This window comes from Aeromonas diversa CDC 2478-85 (genome assembly GCF_000819805.1).
Taxonomy (GTDB): domain Bacteria; phylum Pseudomonadota; class Gammaproteobacteria; order Enterobacterales; family Aeromonadaceae; genus Aeromonas; species Aeromonas diversa.
The window spans coordinates 88,132-102,152 of record NZ_CDCE01000034.1 but is presented as its reverse complement, the minus strand read 5'-3'; the positions used below and the strand labels follow the sequence as shown (position 1 = coordinate 102,152).

The 14,021-nt window shown below is 59.7% G+C and carries 9 protein-coding genes; 1 reads left to right on the top strand and 8 read right to left on the bottom strand.

Going from position 1 to position 14,021, the window contains the following annotated elements:
- Positions 1–31 precede the first annotated feature (31 nt).
- The 5 genes from BN1121_RS14765 to BN1121_RS14745 all read right to left on the bottom strand — a co-directional run bounded on the left by BN1121_RS14765 (position 32) and on the right by BN1121_RS14745 (position 9,604).
- Positions 32–4,870, bottom strand: a complete 4,839-nt coding sequence (locus BN1121_RS14765) for an NAD-glutamate dehydrogenase (RefSeq protein ID WP_005358207.1) — start codon at positions 4,868–4,870, stop codon at positions 32–34.
- 258 nt (positions 4,871–5,128) lie between these two features.
- Complete coding sequence (locus BN1121_RS14760; protein ID WP_005358204.1) at positions 5,129–5,350, bottom strand: DUF2835 domain-containing protein; 222 nt, start codon at positions 5,348–5,350, stop codon at positions 5,129–5,131.
- 47 nt (positions 5,351–5,397) lie between these two features.
- Positions 5,398–8,022: an aminopeptidase N gene (gene pepN, locus BN1121_RS14755; protein ID WP_005358191.1), complete on the bottom strand. Its 2,625-nt coding sequence runs from the start codon at positions 8,020–8,022 to the stop codon at positions 5,398–5,400.
- A gap of 235 nt (positions 8,023–8,257) precedes the next feature.
- A complete protein-coding gene (locus BN1121_RS14750; RefSeq protein WP_005358188.1) occupies positions 8,258–9,001 on the bottom strand; it encodes a DUF429 domain-containing protein in 744 nt (247 codons plus the stop codon).
- Between the two features lie 48 nt (positions 9,002–9,049).
- Positions 9,050–9,604, bottom strand: coding sequence for a VC2662 family protein (locus tag BN1121_RS14745; protein ID WP_005358184.1), 555 nt, complete (start codon positions 9,602–9,604; stop codon positions 9,050–9,052).
- Between the two features lie 154 nt (positions 9,605–9,758).
- Here BN1121_RS14745 and ybcJ point away from each other — a divergent pair, with 154 nt between their 5' ends.
- Positions 9,759–9,971, top strand: coding sequence for a ribosome-associated protein YbcJ (ybcJ, locus tag BN1121_RS14740; protein ID WP_005358181.1), 213 nt, complete (start codon positions 9,759–9,761; stop codon positions 9,969–9,971).
- Here the strand turns inward: ybcJ and BN1121_RS14735 are convergent, their stop codons facing one another.
- From BN1121_RS14735 to BN1121_RS14725, 3 genes are all read right to left on the bottom strand, one after another.
- Positions 9,972–10,445 (bottom strand): DUF4442 domain-containing protein, encoded by a 474-nt coding sequence (locus BN1121_RS14735; protein ID WP_005358177.1) that lies wholly within the window; start codon positions 10,443–10,445, stop codon positions 9,972–9,974.
- 87 nt (positions 10,446–10,532) lie between these two features.
- Positions 10,533–12,287 (bottom strand): ABC transporter ATP-binding protein, encoded by a 1,755-nt coding sequence (locus BN1121_RS14730; protein WP_043157965.1) that lies wholly within the window; start codon positions 12,285–12,287, stop codon positions 10,533–10,535.
- Complete coding sequence (locus tag BN1121_RS14725; protein ID WP_043157964.1) at positions 12,284–14,011, bottom strand: ABC transporter transmembrane domain-containing protein; 1,728 nt, start codon at positions 14,009–14,011, stop codon at positions 12,284–12,286. The genes BN1121_RS14730 and BN1121_RS14725 overlap by 4 nt, the downstream gene beginning before the upstream one ends.
- Between the last annotated feature and the right edge of the window lie 10 nt (positions 14,012–14,021).

Genomic DNA, 14,021 nt, shown 5'->3' with positions numbered 1-14,021 from the left:
AAGCCCCGGCATAGGCCGGGGCTTGTTCGTCTTATGCCGAGGTTCGGCAATTCAACTGGAGCAGGTTCAACTCCCGCAAGGCCACCGAGAACTTGGCGAACTCGTGTGTGCTGGTGGTCTTGAAGTCGGCCAGCATGTGGGTCCAACGGGACAGGAGTTGCTCATGCTCCGAAATCCAGTCGGCCAGTATGGTACCGCATTCCCCCTGATTTTTGCACCCTTCAAACACCACGGCGGTAAGCGCCCGTTGCTGCCAGTCGAGATCCTCACGGAAGGCGGCGCGGGCCATGGCCTGCCAATGGTTGCCCACCGGCTGGTGGTTGATCTGGGCCAGGAACCAGTGCAGCTCGAGACGGGCACCGAGGCGGTAATAGACATCGGCTACCCGCAGCACGTCGACCTGTTGCTCGGCCGCCACCTGTGCCAGATCCAGGCTGGAGAAGAGGCTGCTCATGTGCGCCAACTGACGGGCGATAGGCTCGGGCACCCCCTCACCGACCAGACGGGCAACCCCATCCTTGTGCTCCACCACCTCGCTCTCTTCCATCACCTCATAGAGGTGCTCGGAGAGCTTGAGGAAGGCCGGACGGAAGAAGGCGACGGTCTCTTCGATGCTCCAGTTGCGGTTGCGGGCACGCAGGAACCAACGGGTCGCCCGGCGCAGGATACGGCGGCTGTAGAACATCATCTCGAGTTGGGTCTCGGCGCTGACCCGGTTATCGAGACCCTCGATGCCACGCCATAGGGCATCGAAGCCGAACACCTCGCGCGCCATGGCAAAGCAGACGGCCACCTCGGCCACGCCGGCACCGGTCTCGTCGCGCAGACGATAGGCGAAGTTGAGGCCCATGTCGTTGACCAGCATGTTGGCCACGCGGGTTGCGATGATCTCGCGGCGCAGGGGGTGCTGCTGCATCGCCTCGCCGAAGCGCTGCTGCAGCTGGGTCGGGAAGCTCTTGATCAACATACGGGCGAGGAAAGGATCCTCGGTCACCTCAGGGGTATTGAGCTGATCTTTGAGCACCATCTTGCCATAGGCGACCAGTACCGCCAGCTCGGGACGGGTCAGCCCCTGCCCCGCGGCCATACGCTCGGAGAGCTCCTCATCGCTCGGCAGATGCTCGAGGGCACGATCCAGCTTGCCTTCACGCTCCAGGGCTTGAATGAAACGCTGCTGCTCCTTGAGCTGCTCGTCACCACGATAGCGAGTGACCGAGAGGGACTGGGACTGGCGATAGGCGTTGGTCAGCACTATCTGGGCCACCTCGTCGGTCATCTCATAGAGCATCTGGTTGCGCTGTTTGACGGTGAGATCGCCGGCATCGACCAGCTGGTTGAGCAGGATCTTGATGTTCACCTCGTTGTCGGAGCAATCCACGCCCCCGACGTTGTCGGTGAAGTCGGTGTTGAGACGGCCACCGTTCATGGCGTACTCGATGCGCCCCTGCTGGGTGAAGCCGAGGTTGCCGCCTTCGCCCACGATACGCGCCTTGAGCTCACCGCCGTTGACACGCAGGGCATCGTTGCTGCGATCCCCCACCTCGGCGTGGCTCTCCTTGCGGCTCTTGACATAGGTGCCGATGCCACCGTTCCACAGCAGATCCACATCGAGGCAGAGCAGCGCCTTGATGAGCTCGTTGGGGGTCATGGTGTCACGCTCGGTGTGCAGCAGGCTCTTCATCTCGGGGCTGAGCTTGATGGACTTGGCAGAGCGCAGGAAGATGCCGCCCCCTTGGGAGATGAGCGACTTGTCGTAGTCATCCCAGGTGGAGGTGGGCAGATCGAACAGTCGCTTGCGCTCGGCAAAGCTCTTGGCCGCATCCGGCGCCGGGTCGACGAAGATGTGCATGTGGTTGAAGGCGCCCACCAAGCGGGTGTGCTCGGACAGCAGCATGCCATTGCCAAAGACGTCACCCGCCATGTCACCGATCCCGACACAGGTGAAGTCGGTGGTCTGGCAGTCGACCCCCATCTCGCGGAAGTGGCGCTTGACCGATTCCCAGGCGCCGCGGGCTGTGATGCCCATCTTCTTGTGGTCGTAGCCGACCGAGCCGCCGGAGGCGAACGCATCACCCAGCCAGTGGCCATACTCGAGGCTGATCTCGTTGGCGATGTCGGAGAAGGTGGCAGTGCCCTTGTCAGCCGCGACCACCAGGTAGTAGTCGTCCTCGTCGTGACGCACCACATCCTTGGGCGGGATCACCTCGCCCTTGATGATGTTGTCGGTCACATCCAAGAGACCGCGGATGAAGAGGCGATAGCAGGCCTTGCCCTCTTCCTGAATGGCGGCGCGGTTGGCGCCAACCGGCATCTGTTTGCAATAGAAGCCGCCCTTGGCACCGACCGGCACGATGACGGTGTTCTTCACCTGCTGCGCCTTGACCAGACCCAGTACCTCGGTGCGGAAGTCTTCCTTGCGATCAGACCAGCGCAGGCCACCACGGGCCACCTTGCCCCAACGCAGGTGAACCCCCTCGACGCGAGGCGAGTAGACGAAGATCTCAAACTTGGGCAGCGGCAGCGGCATGTCGGTGATCGACGCCGGGGCCATCTTGAAGGAGATGTAGGGCTTCTCTTGGCCGGCTCCGTCTTTTTGGTAGAAGTTGGTGCGAAGGGTCGCCTCGATCATCTCCATGAAGCGACGGATGATGCGATCGTCATCCAGGTTCGCGACCTGATCCAGTCGATGGATAAGATCTCCGAGCAGCTTATCAAGAGCCTGCTCGTTGCGGGCGATGGCCGGGTTCATCCGTTGCTCGAACAAGTCGAACAGGCGCCGGGCGATCTCGGGATAACGATTGAGGGTCTCTTCGATGTAGGCCTGGCTGAAGGTCACGCCGGTCTGGCGCATGTACTTCGCATAGGAACGCAGCACCGAGACCTGGCGACCGCTGAGCCCGGCCCCCAGCACCAGACGGTTGAAGCCGTCGTCTTCGAGGCGCTTCTCCCACACGGCGGCAAAGGCCTCCTGGAAGCGAGTCTGACACTCCTCCAGATCGAGTACCTTGCCGGTGAAGGTCATGGCAAAGTCGAGGATCCAGAACACCTCACCGGCACCGTTGCGCACCTGGTAGGGGGTCTCACCGATCACTCTCAGCCCCATGTTCTCGAGCATGGGGAGCACATCGGAGAGGTGAATGGGCTCGTGGCGATGGAACAGCTTGAGGCGCACCTTATGGCTGTCACTCTCCTCCTGGGGACGGTAGAAGAGCATGCCGAGAGGCGTCTCCTCCGAGAGGGACTCGAGCTGAATGATATCGGCGACGGCAGAGCCGGGCAGCACGTCCTCTTTATAGGCGCGCGGGAAGGCGGCGCTGAAACGGCGGCGCAGGGCATTGCCACGGGTCTCGCCAAAGTGGGAGAGCAATACGGTATCGAGGCGATCGTCCCAGCTGCGGGCCGCCTCGATGAGGTTGGTCTGGATCTCGTTCACATCCACATCCACGTTGTTATTGTTGACGCGCACTATGTAGTGGGTGCGGGCCAGCACCCCTTCGGTGAAGTAGACGTTGAACTCCACCTCTTCCTCGCTGCCGAAGTACTGCTGCAACACCTGCTGTGTCTTGACCCGCAAGGCGGTGTTGTAGCGCTCCTTGGTCACATAGACCATGCAGGAGAAGAAGCGGCCATAGACGTCGCGACGCACAAACAGGCGCAGCATGTCGCGCTCTTGCATCTCGAGCACCCCGAGACCGGTATCGAGCAACTCCTCATCGCTGGCCTGGATCAGCTCATCGCGCGGATAGGTCTCGAGGACGTTGAGCAGCGCCTTGTAGGCATGAGAGCCCTTCTCGAAACCCGAGGCTCCCATGATGCGCTCCACCTTGTGGCTGATGAGCGGGATCTGGGTGGCACTGGTGTTGTAGATAGAGGAGGCGTAGAGACCGATGAAGCGATCCTCGCCCACCACCTTGCCGTGCTCGTCGAAACGCTTGATGCCGATATAGTCGATATAGGCGGGGCGATGGACCCGGGACTTGCTGTTGGACTTGGTGAGGATCAGCAGATCTTGGCTCAGGGCCGCATGACGGGCGCTGGCCGGCATGGCGCCAAGACGCATGCCGCCCTCCTTGATGGAGTTCTTCATCAGCCCGAGGCTGGAGCCTTCCACTGGGGTGATCTCGTGATCCCCCTCGATCGCCTTCACGTCATAGCGGCGATAGCCCATCAGGGTGAAGTTATGGGCAGCAACCCACTTGAGGAAAGTCACCGCAGTATCACGCTGCGCCTTGGTGTGCGGCGACGGGCGTTTGGGCAGTTCGTCGATGATGGCTTGCAGACGCTCTTGCATGGGGAGCCAATCCCCGACCGCCAGCGCCACTTCCCCGGCGACCGAGTGGAGCTCGGCACTGAGCGCCTCCATTTGGGCTTCATCGGTCAGGTGATCGATCTCGATGAGGAAGGCGGTCTCGACTGACGTCTGTCCATCGGTATTGTCGATCCCCAGGATATCGCTGATCTCGCCATCCTTGCCGCGAACCAAGTGCAGCGGCTGATGAAGCATCATGTGAGCGGTGATCCCGAGGCGCTTGAGGGCCATGCGGAAAGAGTCCACCAGGAAGGGACTGTCTTGCACTATCATCTCGACGATGGTGTGGGGAGACTGCCAGCCATGACGTGTCAGCTCGGGGTTATAGACCCGGATATGGGGGCTTGTCTCCTTGCGACGGTTGAGGGCGTTCCAGAGGCTGATGGCAGCCCCGTAGAGATCGCTGTCGTTGCGATCGACCAGGTCGTCGCTGCCCATGTTGCCATAGAACTTGGCGACGAAGCGCTCGACCAGGGTGGCACTCTTGTTGGGCAGTTTCTGATTAACGAGTTGGATGACGTTTTCGAGCAGGACGGAAACGGGTGCGTCTTTCAAAGCCATTTGTTGTTTTCCTTAGCGGACTTCACACCGCAAACGGCAGCTGGTGCCGCGCTGGGTACAAGGGTCAGCGCGAGTGTAATCCCAAGCATGTAACAAGGCGAGTCGAGGTGATAACAACTTGTTAAAAATTAGGGCGAGATCACGGCGTCGTTCGTCAGATATGCTGCCATGAGCGTTAACTGACAGGAAAAGCAACTGGCCAAACCACACTTTCGCCGCAGGGGTGTCGGCAGGAGTGGGCAAAATGTGAGCAGAGTGTTAAGAGAGACGTTCCAGGCTGAGGAAGCGGTGATCATCCTGGGTCTTGAGCAGAAAGCGACCGTAGACGCCACTCTGATTGACGAAGGGCCTGAGCTTGTCGGCGGCAAGCTCGAGCACCAAGCCCTGCTCGCTGCGCACCACCAGTTTACGGACCTCACCCCGATAGAGGCGCAAGATCTCGTCGGCGGAGAGGCTGAGGCGAAAGGTGTACTGTTTCATGGCGACTCCTGAAAAGAGCGGGCGACTGGCGCCCGCTGCATGTTCTCTTACATCTTGAGCGCTTTATCTATCTTCTCGAACAGATCCGCTGCCAGATTGGGCAGGGCGGCGAGCCGCTCCAGCTCGGCACGCACCAGGGCCTTGCGCCCCTCATCGAGCCGCTTGAACTGGATAAGCGGCGTGATCATGCGCGATGCCGTCTGCGGATTGACCTCATTGAGCACCACCAATTGATCGGCCAGGAAGCGATATCCGCTACCGTCTTTGGCGTGGAACTGCACCGGGTTACCGGCTGCGAAGCTGCCGATCAACGCTCGCACCCGGTTCGGGTTACGAATGCTGAACGTCGGGTGCGCCATGGCGCCGCGGATCTCGGCCAGCACATCGTCCGCAGGCTTGGTGCCCACCAGGCGCAGCCAGTTGTCGAGCACCAGGCCGTCGTGGGCCCACTTGGCCTCAAATTGCGCCAGCAAACGCGTCCTGCATGGCAGCAGGAAGCCATTGGCCACCTGCAGCGCCGCCAGCAGGTCGGTCATGTTGTCGCTCTGATCGGCCTGGGCCGCCACCAGGTCATCGGCCTTGTCCCCATCGCGGGCAACCCGGTAGCCGAGCAGCACGTTACGCAGAGCACGGCGCGCCGCCGCGACGTGATTGTTCTCGTAACGCTCGGCCTTGAGGGCCTCATGCAGCTCGTCGAGTCGGGAGCCGAAGGCCACCGCCAGAGACTGTTGCAAGGCGCGCCGTACCGTATGAATGGCATCGATATCGGCGGTGTCGAACAGCTCGAGCAGGGTGCCCTCACCCGGCAGGGTCAACAACTCGGCCTTGAAGGCGGGCTCGAGGGTCTCATCACCGAGCACGGCGACGAAGGCTGAGAGCAGGGTCGGCGAGAACGCGATCCCCTCCCCTCGCCCCACGCTGGCCGCATTGGTCATCACGGCCTGATTGATCAGGGTCTGGGCTGCGTCCCAACGGGCAAACTCATTGCGCGCATGGGCGATGAGGAATGCCAACGTCTCTTCCGTATAGGGATAATCGAGTCGCACCGGCGCCGAGAAGTCGCTCAGCAGGGAGAGCACGGGGCGCTGCGTCAGACCATCAAATACAAAGGTCTGTTCGCTCTCGAGCACATTCAGCACCGAATGGAGGGGCTGACCGGCCCGTTGCAACGGCAGCACGTTCCCGTCCTGATCATAGAGCTCGATTGCCAGCGGAATGTGCAAAGGGAGCTTCTCGGCCTGATCCAGCGTGGCCGGGGTATGCTGGGAGACGTGCAGGCGATATTCACCGCTGGCGGCATCGAACTCGTCGCACACGGTCAACTCAGGCGTCCCCGATTGACTGTACCAGCGACGGAAACGGCCGAGATCGACCCCAGATGCCTCTTCCATGGCGCAGACGAAGTCTTCACAGGTGGCAGCAGTACCATCATGGCGCTCGAAATAGAGACGCATCCCGGCCTGGAACTTCTCCTCGCCGAGCAGGGTGTGCATCATGCGGATCACCTCTGAGCCTTTCTCATAGACGGTCAGGGTGTAGAAGTTGTTCATCTCGATCACCACATCGGGGCGGATCGGGTGGGCCATGGGGCCTGCATCCTCGGCAAACTGGGGGCCACGGATGGTGCGAACGTTATTGATGCGATTGACCGGACGGGAGCCGACATCGGAGGAAAACTCCTGATCGCGGAACACGGTCAAGCCTTCTTTGAGGCTGAGCTGGAACCAGTCACGACAGGTCACCCGGTTACCGGTCCAGTTATGGAAATACTCGTGTGCGATGACACGCTCGATGCCGTGGTAGTCAAGATCGGTGGCGGTGGCCGGGTTGGCCAGCACAAATTTGGAGTTGAAGATGTTCAGCCCCTTGTTTTCCATCGCCCCCATGTTGAAGAAATCGACCGCGACTATCATGTAGATGTCGAGGTCGTATTCGAGACCGAAGCGCTCCTCATCCCACTTCATCGCCTTCTTCAGGCTCTCCATGGCGAAGTCGGCACGCTCGAGATTTCCTTTGTCGACGAAGATCTCGAGGGCAACCTCGCGCCCAGAGCGCGTCACGTAATGATCGCGCAGCACATCGAAATCCCCGGCAACCAGGGCAAACAGGTAGCTGGGTTTGGGGAAGGGATCTTGCCACTGAACGAAGTGACGCCCTCCCTCGAGGTCACCGCTGGCCACCTTGTTACCGTTTGAGAGCAGATACGGATACTTGCCCTTGTCGGCCGTGATCCGGGTGCTGTACCGCGCCAGGATGTCGGGGCGATCGAGATAATAGGTAATGCGCCTGAATCCTTCCGCTTCACACTGGGTACAGAAGGCATCTCCGGACTTGTAGAGCCCCTCCAGCGCCGTATTGGCGGCAGGATCGATATCGGTCTCTATGGTCAGCACAAACTCGGCCGGCAGGTTGGCCAGCTCGAGCCCGCCCGGAAGCAGGCGATAATCCCCAAAGGGACGCCCGTCGATGGCGACGGTGATGAGCTCCATTTCATCACCGTCGAGCCGCAACGGCTCGTTGTGCTCGCCATTGCGACGAACACGGGAGATGGCGGTTACCCGGGTCTTCTCTTCCCCCAGTTGAACATCCAGATCGATGGTGTCGATCAGATAATGGGGTGCCTGGTAATCCAGACGGTACTTGGCCGCAACGGCCTCACTGGTGTGTGTCATTATTGTTTGCTTCCACGCCTATAGTTGACCGCCAAAGGCTGTCACAGCCACCCCGCCCCGGTCAACGGTTTCCTCCCCTAACAGACTGCCCAACCGGGTGGTCGATGAATCAATGGAATGTTTCGTCAGTCCATGTCGGTGATTTTTTGTTTTTTATAATATTAGTGTGATGGCATATCCTGGGTTGCTCTTAAGAATATCTACCTTAGTCGTGGCCAGCAGCGCTAATAGCGCCTTATGGCGCTACGATTTGCGCCTTGGGAGCGAAGTGATAGATCCAGCCGTCATCCATACCCGCCACGGGAGCCACCAGCTTGGGTAATGCCTCACAAGCACCGGTACTGGCATGCTGTAGCGCCATCAAGGCGCACAGCGCCGCATCGTAGGGATCCGTGCCGGGGATAAGGTGTTGAGGTAGATGAGCTTGCAATTCGGGTAAGGCCACGCTCGCCCTTCCAGCCTCCTTGGCGAGCGCCGGGTAGACTTCAATCGTCGACACCCCCTCCCCCTGAGTCAGAGCCGGCAACATCGCCATGGCCAGGGTCGCGTTATTCCCCAGTCGGTCAAAGCTTGCCGAGAGCGGCTTCTTTGCATATTGACGATAGATCCAGCGATCGCAATCCCGATATGCATAGGGATTGTCTATTTCCCGCTCAGGAATACGACTCGGGCCACGACCCGAGCGTAGCAGCTCGACAAAGGCCGACGGAAACGTAAGCGGCGCATCAATGCCCAGACTCACGCTAGGATGTGCAAGCACGCGCGCGAGCATCTTGGGATCGGTCAAGGCCGGAGCCAGGAGTGCACGCAAATCTGGCTCACGGCGAGAGCTCAACCGAAAGAGCGGCGAAATACCCAGCCAACTGAGTGGGCGACCCGGTGTCCAGCCAACCACGGCAACCGCCTGGGCCTTGCTCTGCCAACCCCGCACATCCCAGCCAATACCGATGGCTTGCCACTCGTCGTCTCGTTCTCTCATACCCTCTCCCCCGTCAAGAGCGGGAAGGGTAGCGAAGGGCACGATGCTTTAGAAGGATTTCTTGATATTGACGAGGGGGAGGAGCGGGAAAATACCGTTCTCGGCATAGTTGGCCAACCCAATCTGCACGCCGTCGAGATGCTTGGTTGCATTGATGAATCCAAGCTGGAAAGTCGTGCGTTCGGCATAATTGACAAACCCGACGTTGGCAAGGGCATTCCCCTGAGCGATGTTGACGGCGCCCCAGTTAAGTCCCTGCACATTATTGGTCAAGTTAACAAAGCCAATATTAACCCCGCTATCTTGCCCTTCATGCCAGTTGGCGAGGGTCAATGCCACCCCTTTGAAGTCGTGTCGCACGCGCGCCGCACCGAAAAACAGGCCAAGTTGCACCCCGGCAAAGCTATCGGTGTCAGATAGCCCGATGAAGGAGAGATCCACCCCTTTAACCTGGCTGGTACGACCGTAAAGAGCGGAGATCCTCCCCCCCTCAACCCGACTGTCTGAAGGCAGATTGACGCCTGGCAGCGAGACCTGAATGGGAGTGGTGGCGAGTGCGGGTAGCGGTGCCAACAGGGGAAGCAGAGTCCAGAGGGCTTTCATCGGGTGATCCTGATAATGATGGGGCCCTTACTTTAATGGGATTACCGTCAAAACCAAGAGGCCGACAATCCGGTCACGACAGCAACCGTCCTATTTGAAAGTGACACCACAGAGGCCTAAAATGGCGCGCTTTGTACTCACTCGGATAGAAAAAATGGAAACGTTCAACCTTGAAGGCCACCCTCACGTCGAGCTCTGCGATCTGCTCAAGCATCTGGGTTGGGCTGACAGTGGCGGCCAGGCCAAACAACTTATCGCCGAAGGCCTGGTCGAGGTAGATGGTCAGGTCGATACCCGTAAACGGGGCAAGATCCGCGCCGAACAGGTCGTCAACTTCAATGGTATGAAGGTGGTGATCAAGCCGTGATCAGGCAGCTTTGAGCGACAACACCAGCTCGAAGCGCGCCATCGGCTCATCGCCGTCCCGCTCCGGACAGGTGGCCACCACCTCGATGGGGCGGTTGATCCTCTGCCCCGTCGCGATGGACTCCTCGATCATGGCATCGATCTGTTCACCCGCGGCGCTGTAAAATCGCACATCCGCCTCGGGGCGGCGAATAAACTCCCCCGCCACGCTCTTGAAGGCGAAATGCACCTTGCGCTTGCGCTGCTTCCCCTTCTCCATGACCAGCAAGCCTCCGGCCAGATCGGCTCCGGTGGCGAGCGCGCCAAAATACATGCTGCCCAGATGGTTACGCGTGCGCCATCCGAGAGGAATTCGGATCGCCAGCTCCTTGGCATTCAGGGTTTCTATGATCGGGGCGCAAAAACCGATGAGCGGAATGTAGCGCCACACGAAGAGGCGTAAGGCCAGATTGGCCTTGAAACGTTGCAGGTCCATGGCAACTGATCCGATGAGTTGATGTTATGGAGATGTTGCCTGTATCCAATCGCGAATGCAAGCCGCCATCCATGGCGGCTGTTCACATCAGGCGCGCCGTTCTACCTGCTCACGCCAGGCCCCCTGACTCTGCATATCGAACAGATGAGCGTAGTGCCCTCCCCTTGCCATCAAGGCCGCGTGAGAGCCTCTCTCTTGCACGTGGCCGCGTGAGAGCAGCAGGATCTCGTCGGCATCGACAATAGTTGAGAGACGGTGCGCCACGGCTATCGTGGTACGTCCGCGCCGGGCATTTACCAACGCCATCGAGAGGGCGGCTTCGGTCTGGGAGTCGACGCTGGCCGTGGCCTCATCGAGGATGAGGATACGCGGGTTACAGGCCAGAGCCCTTGCAAACGAGAGCAGCTGCCGCTGGCCGGCCGAGAGATTCTTGCCCCCTTCGTCGAGCTCGCTCTCGAGCCCGTTGGGCAAGCTGCGCACAAAGTCGGCCAGCTGCACCTCGGAAAGCACCTGCCAGAGACGCGCCTCATCAATACCCTCGCGCCCCAAGCGAATGTTCTCGGCCAGGGTACCGGCGAAGATAAAGGGATCTTGTTGCACCAACCCCATCTCGCTTCGCAGGCTCCCCAGTGCCAGGTCTTCAAGCCCATGGCCATCAAACAGAATGCGCCCGGCGCCTAACGGGTAATAGCCCATCAGCAGGCTGATGATGGTGCTCTTACCGCTTCCGGTATGCCCGACCAACGCCAGCATCTGGCCCGTCTTGACCTCAAAGTCGATATCGGTCAGCACGGGTTGCTCCCCGTCATAGGAGAAGCTCACACTCTCGAATCGCACGTGCCCGGCCAAAGGGATACGTTGTCCCGCCGTCGGTTCACGGGTCTCATCCAACAGTTCGAAGACACGCTCACCGGCGACCATGGATTGTTGCAACTGCCCCAGCTGGTTGGTGATCTCGATGATGGGCTCGATCATGCGTCCCAGATAACTGATGAAGGCATACAGTACCCCGACCTGTACGGCGCCGCTGCCCTGCCCTTCCCAGGCAAACAGGCTGAGCAGTCCCACCAACACCAGCATGTAGAGCAGGTCAATGAGCGGGCGCAGCAGCAGGCCGTTGATCTTCAGACCCCGCAGACGCGCCTTCTGGTGCTCGCCGTTAAGCTCGGAAAAGGCCGCGGCAAAACGACGCTCCTGCACCAGCGTCTGGATCACTGTCATCCCCTGCAAGGATTCATTGAGACGGCTGTTGATATCCGAGAGGAGGCTGCGAGTCGCACGCACCACAGGCACGCTCCAGCGCTGATAGAGCCACATGATGGCGGCCACCGCAGGAACCAGCGCGGCACAGACCAGCATCAGTCGCAGATCGAGCAAGGCCATGGAGCAGAGAATGGCAAACAGCAGCACCAGCTTTTGTACAAACTGACCGATCACTTGCACATAGAGGTTCATGATCGCCTCGGTATCGTTAGTGATACGCGAGATCAGCGCGCCGGAGCGATGCTTGTCAAAGTAGGTGGCAGGCAGCCGGATCGCCGTGGAGAACACCTGCTCGCGCAGACGCTGAACCACGGCTTGGGCAATGTGATTAAAGTGGAGTGACTGTCGATAAAAACCCAGTGCCGATAACAGTTGCAGCGACAGATAGCCCACCGCCAGTGTCACCAGCGCCGAAGCCACCAGCTGACGTGGCGCCAGGTAGTCATCGATAAACAGCTTGATAAGCAATGGGCCTGCGACCTCGGCCGCGGTGGCCAGCAATAACCATCCCAGACCACGAATGAGCCATCCTTTGTGATCCAGGGCATAGCCAAGTAGACGCCTAACGGTTGAATTCATACTTCTTCCTCTTCCAGCCGCTGATAGCGCACCATCTCGGCATACCACCCCCCTTCCGCCATCAAGGCATCGTGAGTACCACGCTGTATCACCCGCCCTTCATCCAACACCAGGATCTCGTCAGCCTGCTCGACAGCGGTCATGCGGTGAGAGGCGATGAGCAAGGTCCGCTTCTGCTGATGCAGTGCGTGCAGGATGTATTGCTCGGTATGGGCATCCACCGCCGAGAGGGCGTCGTCGAGCAGCAGAATTGGGGCCTCCATCAGCAATGCCCGGGCAATGGAAATACGCTGTTTTTGTCCACCGGAGAGGGTCACCCCCTTCTCCCCGACCTCGGTCTCATACCCCTTGGGAAAACGCAGGATCTCGTCATGGATACAGGCTATCTTCGCCACATTCTCTATCTCTGCGACGGTGGCATCGGGCCGACCCAAGGCAATGTTGGCCCCTATGGTGGTCGAGAAGAGAAAAGGCTCCTGAGGAACATAGGCTATGTGGCGGCGTAACTCGGCCAGGGCCAGCTCGGGTAACGGTAGGGCGTCCATGGTAATGCGCCCCGTGTCGGGGTCAGCCAGACGCAGCAACAAGCGAATGAGTGAACTCTTGCCCGCACCGGTTCGGCCAACCACGCCAATCATGCCTCCCTCATCCAGGGAGAAGTGAACATCATCAAGCAGGATGCGCCCTTCCCGCGTCCAGCCGACCTGCTCCACGGTTAACGGCAAGGCACGGTGAGATGGTTGCGGTGACGCCGGCTCACCAATTGCCCCTTGCTCGGCCAGCAGCGTCTCGATGCGGCTGTAGGCGGCGCTGCCACGCTCTATGATGTTGAACAGCCAGGCAATCGCGAACATCGGCCAGATCAATTGACCTAGGTACATGGTAAAACTCGTCAACTCACCCAGAGTGAGCCGCTCCTGCACAACCAGATATCCCCCTCCGGCCACAGCCAGAAAATAGGAAGCACCGATACACAGGTAGATGACGGGATCAAATTTGGCATCGATGCGGGCCACCGCCATGTTGCGAAGACCTGCTTGGCGCGTCAGCTCGGCAAAGGCACGATCTTCCAGCGCCTCCACGGCATACGACTTGAGCACTCTGACTCCCGAGAGCGCCTCCTGGGTCTTGTTATTGAGCCGTGAGAAGGCGGCCTGCGCCTCTTTGAACTCACGATAGATCTGCTTGCCAAAGCGATTCATGCACAAGGCCATGATGGGCAACGGCAGCAGTGAGAGCAGCGTGAGCTGCCAGGAATACTGGGTCGACATGATGCCAAGCACCAAAGCCCCGACAATAAAGGAGTCCACCAGCGTGAGCACCCCTTCACCGGCCGTCATCTCGACCGCCTGAATGTCATTGGTCGCATGAGCCATCAGCGCCCCCGTGCGATGACGCTGGTAAAAATCGGGACTCATCGAGAGAAAGTGGTTAAAGAGACGATTTCTCAGCACATAAGCCAGTCGATAGGAGGCACCAAACAAGGTGACGCGCCAGACGTAGCGCAGGGCATAGATACAGAGCCCCAATAGCAACAACAGCGCCAGATAACCCCAGAGATCAGACAGACCGACGCCATCTTTGGTGACCCTGTCCACGACTGTCCCCACGATCTTGGGAGGGATGGCCGTCAACAGCGCCACCAGCATTAACAATACGATGGCCGCCGCATAACGGCGCCACTGTTCGCGAAAAAACCAGCGAAGGCGAAGAAAAACAGTCACGACAACCTCT

What these genes read in the sequence shown, in the direction of transcription:
- BN1121_RS14760 (WP_005358204.1), bottom strand. Translation starts at nt 5,350, where the DNA reads ATGAAACAGTACACCTTTCGCCTCAGCCTCTCCGCCGACGAGATCTTG.
- BN1121_RS14730 (WP_043157965.1), bottom strand. Translation starts at nt 12,287, where the DNA reads ATGAATTCAACCGTTAGGCGTCTACTTGGCTATGCCCTGGATCACAAA.
- BN1121_RS14750 (WP_005358188.1), bottom strand. Translation starts at nt 9,001, where the DNA reads ATGAGAGAACGAGACGACGAGTGGCAAGCCATCGGTATTGGCTGGGAT.
- BN1121_RS14765 (WP_005358207.1), bottom strand. Translation starts at nt 4,870, where the DNA reads ATGGCTTTGAAAGACGCACCCGTTTCCGTCCTGCTCGAAAACGTCATC.
- BN1121_RS14735 (WP_005358177.1), bottom strand. Translation starts at nt 10,445, where the DNA reads ATGGACCTGCAACGTTTCAAGGCCAATCTGGCCTTACGCCTCTTCGTG.
- pepN (WP_005358191.1), bottom strand. Translation starts at nt 8,022, where the DNA reads ATGACACACACCAGTGAGGCCGTTGCGGCCAAGTACCGTCTGGATTAC.
- ybcJ (WP_005358181.1), top strand. Translation starts at nt 9,759, where the DNA reads ATGGAAACGTTCAACCTTGAAGGCCACCCTCACGTCGAGCTCTGCGAT.
- BN1121_RS14745 (WP_005358184.1), bottom strand. Translation starts at nt 9,604, where the DNA reads ATGAAAGCCCTCTGGACTCTGCTTCCCCTGTTGGCACCGCTACCCGCA.